The organism is Paraburkholderia sp. BL27I4N3, assembly GCF_003386115.1.
In the GTDB taxonomy this organism is placed as follows: Bacteria; Pseudomonadota; Gammaproteobacteria; order Burkholderiales; family Burkholderiaceae; genus Paraburkholderia.
In genome coordinates, this window is record NZ_QREJ01000001.1 from 3167960 (window position 1) to 3179507 (window position 11548).

Annotated in this window: 7 protein-coding genes; 3 read left to right on the forward strand and 4 right to left on the reverse strand. The window is 63.6% G+C overall.

The window, feature by feature from the left end:
- Window positions 1–159: 159 nt before the first annotated feature.
- Window positions 160–1236, reverse strand: coding sequence for a glycosyltransferase family 4 protein (locus B0G71_RS14470; protein WP_116142496.1), 1077 nt, complete (start codon window positions 1234–1236; stop codon window positions 160–162).
- A gap of 112 nt (window positions 1237–1348) precedes the next feature.
- A complete protein-coding gene (msbA, locus tag B0G71_RS14475) occupies window positions 1349–3142 on the reverse strand; it encodes a lipid A export permease/ATP-binding protein MsbA (protein WP_116142497.1) in 1794 nt (597 codons plus the stop codon).
- Window positions 3143–3344: 202 nt separating this feature from the next.
- Here msbA and B0G71_RS14480 point away from each other — a divergent pair, with 202 nt between their 5' ends.
- Window positions 3345–4106: a glycosyltransferase family 2 protein gene (locus tag B0G71_RS14480; protein WP_116142498.1), complete on the forward strand. Its 762-nt coding sequence runs from the start codon at window positions 3345–3347 to the stop codon at window positions 4104–4106.
- Window positions 4107–4142: 36 nt separating this feature from the next.
- Here the strand turns inward: B0G71_RS14480 and dnaE are convergent, their stop codons facing one another.
- Window positions 4143–7724: a DNA polymerase III subunit alpha gene (gene dnaE / locus B0G71_RS14485; protein WP_116142499.1), complete on the reverse strand. Its 3582-nt coding sequence runs from the start codon at window positions 7722–7724 to the stop codon at window positions 4143–4145.
- A gap of 332 nt (window positions 7725–8056) precedes the next feature.
- Between dnaE and B0G71_RS14490 the strand changes: the two genes are divergently transcribed.
- Both B0G71_RS14490 and gluQRS read left to right on the forward strand, forming a co-directional pair.
- On the forward strand, window positions 8057–8920 hold the full coding sequence (locus B0G71_RS14490) for a sulfurtransferase (protein WP_106280245.1): 864 nt from the start codon (window positions 8057–8059) through the stop codon (window positions 8918–8920).
- A gap of 31 nt (window positions 8921–8951) precedes the next feature.
- A complete protein-coding gene (gene gluQRS, locus B0G71_RS14495) occupies window positions 8952–9842 on the forward strand; it encodes a tRNA glutamyl-Q(34) synthetase GluQRS (protein WP_116142500.1) in 891 nt (296 codons plus the stop codon).
- Window positions 9843–10034: 192 nt separating this feature from the next.
- Here gluQRS and B0G71_RS14500 read toward each other — a convergent pair whose 3' ends face one another.
- Window positions 10035–11507, reverse strand: a complete 1473-nt coding sequence (locus B0G71_RS14500; protein WP_116142501.1) for a DEAD/DEAH box helicase — start codon at window positions 11505–11507, stop codon at window positions 10035–10037.
- Between the last annotated feature and the right edge of the window lie 41 nt (window positions 11508–11548).

Below are 11548 nucleotides of genomic sequence, written 5' to 3' on the forward strand. Positions count from 1 at the left end.
CCGGCATGGAAAGCTCGATGAAATAAAATGGGGCGTTCCGCTCGATTTGAGTTCGAGCGTTGGTAGTTCGAAATTATAACATGTGGCCCTGCCGCCGAACGACGCAACACCGCGCCAGCAGGGCCGCCCGCGCCTTACACGGCAAGGCAGCGGCGAGTCCTAACGCGCGGCGTCGATCTGCCGCGCCAGCGTCAACAGCTCGCTGGCGTGAGCGGCCACACTTGCGTCGTAAAGCACCGCGTCGCGGGCAAGTTCGGACGGCGCGCGACGCGTGCCATCGCGATGCGCGCGCACTGCCCGCTCGAGAGTGGCACGCAGGTCGGCGAGGTCGTCCGGCGCGAAAACGAACTTCGCGTGCGGCGCGATCGCATCGCAGCAGCCGATGCTCGACGGGAAAATGACCGGCGTGCCGCACATCACCGATTCAATGCCGACCAGGCCGAACGGCTCATACGTCGATGCGAGGATTGTGAAGTCCGCGGCCTGATAGCACTCCGCGAGCTCTTTCACGTAGCCGATATAGCGCAGCCGTTCGGATGCGCGCGCGGGCGGCCGCCCCGCCACGGCCACAACCACGGGCAGCGACGTGTCACGCAGCGCGGCTTCGATGAGCGGCAAGCCCTTGCGCTCATGGCTGCTCGACGGAAACAGCAGGACGATTTCGTTGTCGGCGAAACCATATTTGTGGCGCAACGCGGCGCGCGTGGCGGCGTCGGTCGGCGCGAAACGTGTGGCATCGACGGGCGGAAACAGCACGCGGATCTTCGCTTCGTCGACCCCGTATAGTTCGCGCAGTTCGTCGTGCATCAACTGTGAATGCGCCACGACCACTTTCGAGCGCTCGTACTGACGGCGCTCGAGCGCGATCTGCCAGCCGTCCGAAGGCTTCTGCGCGCGCCCCGTCGCCCGCAGAAAACCAAGATGCGTGCCGCCACAGATCGCCAGCTCCGACGAATCCACGCGGTTGCAGCCGATCAGCACATCAACCTGCGCCGCGCGCCGCGCCGCGCGCAAGCGCCACGAAAACCAGCGATCGCGCAGTTTGCCCGGCAGGAACGAGACGTTGATACGGTGCGGCTCGACCAGTTTGAATTCGGGCAACGACGCGTCGAAGCGGCGCGCGAAGAAAGCCGGTTCGACGCCGAGCGCGGCGAAGCCCCGCACCAGATCCATGGCGTAGCGCTCGAGCCCGCCGCTATGCCGCAGGGCGTTACTGGAGAGTCCAAGTTTCTTCATTCAGACCGCGCGCGCCTGCGCCTCGTCAAATGTTAAGGGGAAGTCATGCGCGGTCCGGGCCAGCGGACCGCGTGAATGGAAAGCCGAATGGCGGAACGACGTGTCGCGCGCGTCAGGCCGTGGTCTGCTGGAACTGGATGCGGTGCAGATGCGCGTACAGCCCGTCTCGCGCCAGCAGTTCACGATGGCTGCCGCTCTCGACGATGCGCCCCGCTTCCATGACGAGAATCCGGTTGGCGCGCTCGATGGTCGAGAGGCGGTGCGCGATGACGAGCGTCGTGCGGCCCTTCATCAAGGTTTCCAGCGCGGCTTGGACGTGCCGCTCGGACTCGGAATCCAGCGCCGAGGTCGCCTCGTCGAGAATCAGGATCGGCGCGTCCTTGTAGATCGCGCGCGCGATTGCCAGACGCTGCCGCTGGCCGCCCGAGAGCATCAAGCCGTTGTCGCCGACCAATGTGTCGATGCCTTTCGGCATGGCCTCGACGGTGTCCCACAAATTGGCAGCGCGCAGCGCCGCCTTGACCTTCTCGGGATCCGCGGTCTGGCCGTAGGCGACGTTATTGGCGACCGTATCGTTGAACAGCACCACGTCCTGGCTCACCATCGCGATCTGACTGCGCAACGCGTGCAAATCGTATTCGGGGATCGCCACGCCGTCGACCAGAATCTGGCCGGCGGTCGGATCGAAAAAGCGCGGCAGCAGATTCACCAGCGTGGTCTTGCCGCTGCCCGACGGGCCCGCGAGCGCGACCATTTCGCCCGGCGCCACCTTGAACGACACCTGGTCGAGCGTGTGGCGGTTGTGTGTCGCGTTAGCGCTGTAGTTGAACGAGACGTCGCGGAATTCCACTTCGCCACGCGCTCGATCGAGCGGCTTGCCGCCGCCTGCCGGTTCAGACGGCTCGTCGATCAGACCGAAGATCAGTTCGCACGCCGTCATGCCGCGTTGCAGCGGCTGGTTCACGTCCATCAGATGCTTGAGCGGCGAGATGATCAGCAGCATCGACGTGACGAAGGCGACGAAGCCGCCGACGGTGGTCTGATCCGACGACGACTGCACCACCGCGATCGTAATCACTACAGCAAGCGCGATCGACGCAAGGAACTGCGTCAACGGCTGCGCGAGGCCGCCGGACACGGTCATGCGCATGGCGTAGCCGCGCAGACGCTTGCTCATTGCCTCGAAGCGGTCCATCTCGTACTGCTCGCCGTTGTGCACCTTGACGACCTTGTAGCCACCCACCGACTCTTCGACGATGTACGAAAGCTCGTTGGTCAGCAACTGATGCTCGCGGTTCAGACGGCGCAAACGGCGGTTGATCTTGCCGACCAGCCAGCCGATGGCCGGCAGCAGCACCGCGACGATCAGCGTCAAACGCCAGTTCAGATAGAACAGATAGCCGAGCAGAAAGACAACGGTGAGCGAATCGCGCACCAGCGTGACCAGCACGCTCAGCAGCACGTTGAGAATCTGGTTCACTTCGAAGACGATCGCATTGATGACCGTACTCGCGGTTTCGCGCTGGAAGAAGGCGACGCTCGTGTGAATCATGCGGCTGAACATCTTCAGGCGCAGGTCGAGCAGGATCTTGTTCGTCACGTAGGCGAGCAGATAGCCGGACGCGTATTGCGACAGGCTGCGAACCAGGGCGAGGCCGATCACCGCGGCGGGCACGAACCACTTGGTCTTGTCGTTGGCGTGCGCGCCGAAGCCCTTGTCCAGCAGAGGCTTGAGCAAGGCTGGGATCGCCGCGTCGGTGGCGGCGCTGACGGCCATTGCGACGATTGCGCCTAGGAGAACCCAGATCAGCGGCTGGATATACGGCCACAGCCGTTTAAAGACGACGGCGGCCGACGACGCCTCGCCTGAACCGATGGGTTTGCTTAACGTTGGCTTCGCGCTCAAGGAATCCTCTGAGAAGGCGGAACGGCAGCCGCGCGGCGGACGGAAGGCCGGCCGGGCGGAATATCGAAAAAGAGCATTGTAAACGCTTGGGGGTGAGCGTCGAAGGTTGAGAACCGGCTGTGTATACTCCTCGTGCAACTCGCCTGGCGCATTCCGCTTGCGCGACCCGTTCCGTCATTCCGCCCACCACGCTACTTCAGGTATGCAAGAAACCACCCTCGGCGTCGCCATCATCACCAAAAACGCGGCGGCGCGGCTGGCAGAATGTCTGCAAGCCGTGGCCTTCGCCGATCAGATCGTCGTGATCGACGGCGGCAGCACCGACGGCACAGCCGAGATCGCCCGCGCGCACGGCGCACGCGTGATCGAGCAAACCGATTGGCCGGGCTTCGGCCCGCAAAAGAATCGCGCGGTCGACGCGCTCAGCACAAGCTGGATTCTTTCGATCGATGCCGACGAGATCGTCTCACCGGAACTGGCCTCCGCGATTCGCGCCGCGATGACGACTCCCACTGCCGAGGTCTACGCGGTAGACCGGCTGTCGAGCTTTTGCGGCCACTGGATTCATCACAGCGGCTGGTATCCGGACTGGATTCCGCGCCTCTTCAAACGCGGCGCCGCGCGATTCTCCGACGACCTGGTGCATGAGCGACTGGTGTTCGACACGCCCGCGCAGCGACTCGACGGCAAGCTGATGCATTACTCCTACGAGGACTTCGAAGGCGTGTTGCGCAAGCTCGACGCATATTCGACGGCGGGTGCCCAGCAACGTCACGCGGCGGGGCAACGCGGCAGCTTTGGCAAGGCGCTCGGGCGCGGCGCGTGGGCGTTCGTGCGGACTTACCTGCTGCGCCGCGGTTTCCTGGACGGCCGCGCCGGTTTTATGATCGCGGTGTTCAATGCGGAGACGGTGTATTACCGGTTTTTGAAGCTGGCGCGGCTGGGGGAGAAGGCGCGGCGGTAGGTTCTGGGACGTAAGCCGCGCCGGCAGCATCACCGATCAATAGACGATCTCGATCGAGCTTCCCGCGAACTCGCCGCGCAACGCTGCGAGCAGTTCGTCGGTCGGCTTCACGCGCCATGCGTCGCCCAGGCGCATTTCACCTTCCGCATTCTGGCTGCGATAGACCACCTGCACGGCGAGCCCGTTCGGAATCTGTACCGCCTGACGCTGGCCACCTCCGCCATAGCCGCCGCCATTACGGCCGCCGCTGTTGCCGCCGCCATTTCCACCACGCGATGATGCCGCCGGCGCCGCGACAGCTTGCGGTTCGTCCTTACCCGCGCTGTGCGCTTCGAGCACGCGACGCAACGCCAGCGCGTCCGCATTGCCGTTCATCTGCACCTTGACCGCCTCCGCATAACGGCAGCGCGCACGGCCGAGGTCCATGACCGTGTCGACGGTGAAGCGGATACCGCCCGTGAACGCGTCGTTACGCGCCTGGCCTTGCACGACCAGCAGTTCGTCTTCCTTGAACAGCTGCTTGTGCGCCTCGAACGTTTCGTTGAACACCGTGACTTCGCACTGGCCGGTGCCGTCGTCGAGCAACGCGATCAGCATCTTGCCCCGCTGGGTCATCTGCGTGCGCAGCGAGGCGATCACGCCCGCGATCAGCTTGTCGCGTCCTTCCTTCAGCTCGCCGATCTTCTGGCGCACGAAGCGGCGCACTTCGCCCTTGTAGGCGTCGAACAGATGGCCCGACAGGTAGAAGCCGAGCGCGGCCTTCTCTTCCTGCAGCTTCTTCTTTTCCGGCCACTCCGCTTCGTCCACGAGCTCATGACCTTGCGAGGGCGCGTCGCCCATGTCGAACAGACCCGCCTGCAAGGCATTGGCGCTCGCCTGCTCGGCGGCTTCCATGGCGAGCGACACGGACGCGATCAGTTGCGCGCGATTCGCATGCAAGGTGTCGAACGCGCCGGCGCGGATCAAAGCTTCGACCGTGCGGCGATTGACGATGCGGCGGTCGACCCGGTTGCAGAAATCGAAGATGTCGATGAACGGACCTTCTTCACGCGCGCGCAGGATTTCCTCGATGGCGTTCTGGCCGCTGCCCTTGATTGCGCCGAGGCCGTAACGGATCGTTTTCGAACGCTTGCCGTCAGGCTCGGCAACCGGCTCGAAGCGGTACGCGGACAGATTCACGTCCGGCGGCAGCACCGCCATCTTGTTCGTGAGACAGTCTTCGAACAGGATCTTGACCTTGTCCGTGTCGTCCATGGCGAGCGACATATTCGCCGCCATGAATTCCGCCGGATGGTGCGCCTTCAGCCACGCGGTGTAGTACGCGAGCAGCGCATATGCGGCAGCGTGCGACTTGTTGAAGCCGTAGCCCGCGAACTTCTCCATCAAGTCGAAGATTTCGTCCGCTTTTTCCGCGGTCAGACCGTTCTTCGCGGCGCCCTGACGGAACAACTCGCGATGCTCGGCCATTTCCTCGGCCTTCTTCTTACCCATCGCGCGACGCAGCAAGTCGGCGCCACCCAGCGAGTAGCCGCCGATGATCTGCGCCATCTGCATCACCTGCTCCTGGTAGACCATGATGCCGTAGGTCTCTTTCAGAACAGATTCGACGCGCGGATCCGGATACTCCACCACTTCCCGGCCGTGCTTACGCGCGCAGAAGCTCGGGATCAGATCCATTGGGCCCGGACGGTACAACGCGACCAGCGCGATGATGTCCTCGAAGCGGTCAGGCTGCGCGTCTTTCAGCATGCCTTGCATGCCGCGGCTTTCCAGCTGGAACACGGCGACCGTATTCGCTTTCTTCAGGATCGAGAACGACGCTGGATCGTCGAGCGGCACCTGCCCGAGCGACCAGTCCTGCTTCGACGGATCGAGACGGCGGATATAGCGCTCGGCCCAGTCGAGAATCGTGAGCGTGGTCAGACCCAAAAAGTCGAACTTCACGAGGCCGACGGCTTCGACGTCGTCCTTGTCGTACTGGCTCACGACGCCGCTTTCATCGCCCTGCGTATATAGCGGGCAGAAATCAGTCAACTTGCCGGGCGCGATCAGCACGCCGCCCGCGTGCATGCCGACGTTACGCGTCAGCCCTTCCACGCGCTGCGCGAGTTCGAGTAGCTGATGCACTTCGTCTTCGTTGTCGAAGCGCTCCTGCAGGAGCGGCTCTTCCTTCATCGCGTCGGCGATGGTGACGTGCTTGCCCGGCTTGAACGGAATCAGCTTGGCAATGCCGTCCGTGAACATGTAGCCGAGGTCGAGCACCCGCCCGATGTCGCGCACCGCCGCCTTTGCCGCCATCGTGCCGAAGGTGGCGATCTGCGACACGGCGTCCGCACCGTACTTTTCCTTCACGTACTGGATCACGCGATCGCGGCCGTGCTGGCAGAAGTCGATGTCGAAGTCGGGCATGGACACCCGCTCCGGATTCAGGAAACGTTCGAACAGCAGGTTGTAGCGCAGCGGATCGAGGTCGGTCACGCCGAGCGCGTACGCGACCAGCGAACCCGCGCCCGAACCGCGGCCCGGTCCGACCGGCACGCCGTTGTTCTTGGCCCAGTTGATGAAGTCCGCCACAATCAGGAAGTAGCCGGGAAAGCCCATCTTGATGATCGTGCCGCACTCGAATTCGAGGCGCGCGTAATACGTTTCGCGTTGCGCTTCGCGCTCGGCCGCGTCGGGATACAACTGCTCGAGACGCTTTTCGAGCCCCTCTTTCGACAGCTGCACGAGGTAGTCGTCGAGCGACATGCCGTCGGGTGTCGGGAACAGCGGCAGCTTGGGCTTGCCGAGTTCGAGCGTGAGGTTGCAACGCTTGGCGATTTCAACCGAGTTGGCGAGCGCCGACGGAATGTCCGCGAACAGCGCCGCCATCTCTTCCTGTGTGCGGAAGTACTGCTCGGACGTAAAGCGCTTCGAGCGGCGCGGATTCGCCAGAATATCGCCCTCGGAAATGCACACGCGCGCTTCGTGCGCGGTGAAGTCGTCCGGCGTCATGAACTGCATGGGGTGCGTGGCGACCACCGGCAATTTCAGCGACGCCGCGAGCGCGACCGCCTGCTGCACATACTGCTCGCCGCCGGGCAGACCACAGCGCTGCAACTCGATATAGAAGCCGCCCGGGAACACTTTGGCCCAATGCAACGCGTTGCGCTTTGCCGCTTCTTCGTTGCCCGCCGCGAGCGCGAGACCGATGTCGCCCTGCTGCGCGCCGGACAAAGCAAGCAGCCCTTCGCCGAGACCGGATTCCAGCCAGCTCGCCTCGACCTCTGCGCGGCCGCGATACTGATTCGTGAGCGAGGCCTTGCTGAGCAGTTCGCACAGATTCAGATAGCCGCGCCGGTCTTTCACTAGCAGCAGTAATCGGGAAGGCTTGTCACGGTCGTCCGGATTGGTGATCCAGACGTCGCAGCCGGCAATGGGTTTGACCCCTTTGCCGCGGGCTTCCTTGTAGAAACGGACGAGGCCGAAGGCGTTGCCGAGATCGGTGAGGGCGAGCGCGCCCTGACCGTCTTTGGCAGCGGCCTTGACGATGTCGTCAAGACGCACGATGCCGTCGGCAATCGAGAATTCGGAGTGAACGCGGAGATGAACGAAGCGGGGATCTGACATGGGCGACATTGTAACTCCACCCTTCCGGAGTTTTCAGGCCAAAGCAGCGCGTTAGCCGATCGGCTTAGGACACAAATAGGCGAGCCGCTTGCACAGGCGCTTCTACGTTGGCCGGGCACGCGAGCGGACGCTCGCGCAGAGCAAATCGACAGCAAGTTGACGAACGATTTGCGCTACCGCAAACCCTTGCCCATTCGGCCGAGTCGGGTAAAGCGCCGGGTTGAGGGATAATACGGGTTTCGCCCTATTCGACGTGGCCGCGCCGCATGGCGTTTGAAGGCGGGCAGCCCAATGCGCCCCCGTTTTCCGCGAGGCCGGTCACTTCTTACCGCTGGACACTCATGAGTATCGTTAATCTCTCTTCGTATCATTTCGCGACTATCGAAGACACCGCTGCATGGCGCCCGTTCGTCACGGAACGCTGCAATGCGCTCGGCCTGAAGGGCACCATTCTGCTCGCGCCGGAAGGCATTAACCTGTTCGTCGCCGGCACGCGCGAAAACACCGACGCCTTCATCCACTACATTCGCCACGACGCGCTGTTCGAAGGCAAGTTCGTGAATCTGCAGTTCAAGGAAAGCCTGTCGGACAAGCAGCCGTTCACCCGTATGCTGGTCAAGCTCAAGCGCGAGATCATCACGATGAAGAAGCCGGCCATCCGGCCGGAACTCGGCCGCGCGCCGTTCGTCGACGCGCCCACGCTGAAAAACTGGCTGGACCGCGGTCACGACGACCAGGGCCGTCCAGTCGTGATGCTCGACACGCGCAACGCGTTCGAGGTCGACGTCGGCACATTCGACAACGCGCTCGATTACCGCATTACGAAATTCAGCGAGTTTCCCGAAGTGATCGAGCACAATCGCGCGGACCTGGAAGGCAAGACGGTCGTGTCGTTCTGCACGGGCGGGATTCGCTGCGAGAAGGCCGCGATCCACATGAAGGAAGTCGGCATCGAGAACGTATACCAACTCGAAGGCGGCATTCTGAAGTACTTCGAGGAAGTGGGCGGCGCGCATTATCACGGCGACTGCTTCGTATTCGACTACCGCACCGCGCTCAATCCGCAGCTCGAGCCTAGCAAGACCACGCAATGCTTCGGCTGCCGCGCGGTGGTCCCGCCGCAAGCGCAAGAATCGCCGCTGTACGTGGCGGGCAAGACGTGTCCGGAATGCCATCCGGACGGCAAGGCGGCGCGCGCCGCGTGATGGCGGCGGCGTACCACGCCACCACTGGCCCATGACCTATCGCGGACGTTTCGCGCCCTCGCCCACCGGGCCATTGCACTTCGGCTCGCTGGTCAGCGCGCTCGCAAGCTGGCTGGACGCACGTGCTCATCGCGGCGCATGGCTCGTTCGCGTTGAAGACATCGACGGCCCGCGCACAGTGCCCGGCGCCGCGGAAGACATCCTCGCCACGCTCCAACGCTTCGGCATGCATGCGGATGAACCGCCTGCCTGGCAAAGCACGCGGATGGCGCGCTATCAGGAAGCGCTGGAGCAATTGAAAGCGACGGGCGTGATTTATCCATGTGGCTGCACGCGCAAGGAAATCGCCGACTCGCTGCTCAACGCGCACACGCGCAATACGACGCTCGCCTATCCCGGCACCTGCCGCAACGGCCTGCACGGCAAACCGGCGCGCGCATGGCGCTTGCGCGTGCCGGACGGCAACCCGGCGATCATCACGTTCGAAGACCGCTGGCAAGGCAAACAGACTCAAAATCTGGCCACCGAGGTCGGCGACTTCGTGCTGAAGCGCGCGGACGACCAATGGGCGTATCAACTGGCGGTGGTCGTCGACGACGCGGACGCGGGCATCACGCACATCGTGCGCGGCGCGGATTTGATGGATTCAACGGCTAGGCAGATCTATTTGCAGCGCTGCCTGGGCGTGCCGACACCCGAATATCTGCATGTGCCCGTCGTCACGAATGAAGAGGGCGAAAAACTCAGCAAGCAGAACGGAGCCACAGCACTGGACCATGACAAGCCGCTTGAAGCGCTGAGCGCCGCGGCACGGCATCTTGGGCTCGATCTGGGAAACGCTGCGACCTATACGACGCTAGACGGCTTTTATGCTGCCGCCACGGCAGCATGGTCAAAACGGATGGGCTTACCGAAAGCGTGAGCGCGATTCGCGTCTGAAAATCTTGCCGTGCGCGGCCCGCATTGCGCAAACCGGCTGCGGCAACCGGCACGGCGTGCGGTGCGGCGTAAGTATTCGACACGCTTCAAATTTTGCCGCGCTTCAAACGGCGCCCTGCTTGCGCCCGAGCCCGGTCCCTTGAGATAAACCGAGCCGCAAGCAGCGAACTACAAATCAGGTAGACGAGGACGACTTCCGCGGCATCCCAAACCCGCCCAGCAGCGCTGCCAGCGGCTGCTTGGACGCCGCCTTCTGCGGCGCGGCGGAAGCAGCGGCCTCCTCGATCTTGCGAACCGAAGAAGGCGACGGCTCATAAGGCTTCAGGAAGAAATCATCCACGGGCTGCGCGCGATGATGATGCGGCCGGTCGTACGAACCCGACGACGACGCACCCGTGCGACGACGGCTGCCGCGATCCTCACGGCCGTCGCTGCTGCGCTCGCGACGCGGCGCGCGTTCTTCATGGTGATGCCGCACCGGCGCTTCCACCGTCAGGCGTTGCACGTCTAGCGGACGCTTGATCAGCTTCTCGATATCGGCCAACTGCTTGCGCTCGTTCGGGCTGCACAGCGACAGCGCATCGCCCGAAGCACCCGCGCGGCCGGTACGGCCGATCCGGTGCACGTAGTCTTCCGCATTGAACGGCAGATCGAAGTTGATCACCGCCGGCAATTCGGCGATATCCAGGCCGCGCGCGGCGACGTCCGTAGCCACCAGCGCTTCGATCTCGCCGCGCTTGAACGCGTCGAGCGCCTGCATCCGCTCATTCTGCGTGCGGTCGCCGTGAATCGCGGTCGCAACCACGCCGTCGCGCTCGAGGCTGCGCGCGAGACGGCTCGCGCCGATCTTGCTGTTGCAGAACACGATCACCTGCTTGAGACCGCGTTCGCGAATCAGTTGCACGACCGCACCGGTCTTGTCGCCCTCGGCGACTTCGTACACGACCTGCGTCACGTTGGTTGCGGTCGAGTTGCTGCGCGCGACTTCGATGGTCTGCGGGTCACGCAGATACGTGGCGGCAAGCTTCTTGATTTCGCCCGAGAACGTGGCCGAAAACAGCAGGGTTTGACGTTCTTTCGGCAGCAGGTTCAGGATGCGCTGCAAATCCGGCAGGAAGCCCATGTCGAGCATGCGGTCGGCTTCGTCGAGCACGAGGATCTGCACCTGGCCGAGATTGGCCGTTTTCTGTTGCACGTGATCGAGCAGACGGCCCGGCGTGGCGATCAGAATCTCGACACCGCGGCGCAGTTGCTCGGATTGCGGATTCATATCCACGCCGCCGAACACCACCGCGCTGCGCAGCGCGGTGTGTTTCGCATACGCCTGCACGTTCGCGGCGACCTGGTCGGCCAGTTCACGAGTCGGCGTGAGGATCAGCGCGCGCACCGGATGGCGCGCGGGCGAAGCGCTCGTGCTGGCCTGCGGCAGCAAACGCTGGATGATCGGCAGCGAGAAGCTCGCGGTCTTGCCGGTGCCGGTTTGCGCGGCGCCCATCATGTCACGGCCGGCCAGCACGACAGGGATCGCCTGCTCCTGGATCGGCGTGGGGATGGTGTAGCCCGACTCTTTGACGGCTTTCAGGATGTCGGGCGCGAGGCCGAATTGATCAAAAGTCGCAGTACTGGGCGTGACGGCTGTGTCGGACATGGTGGCTTTCGCTAAAAATGCGCTTCGCGCGTGCGCGCGGT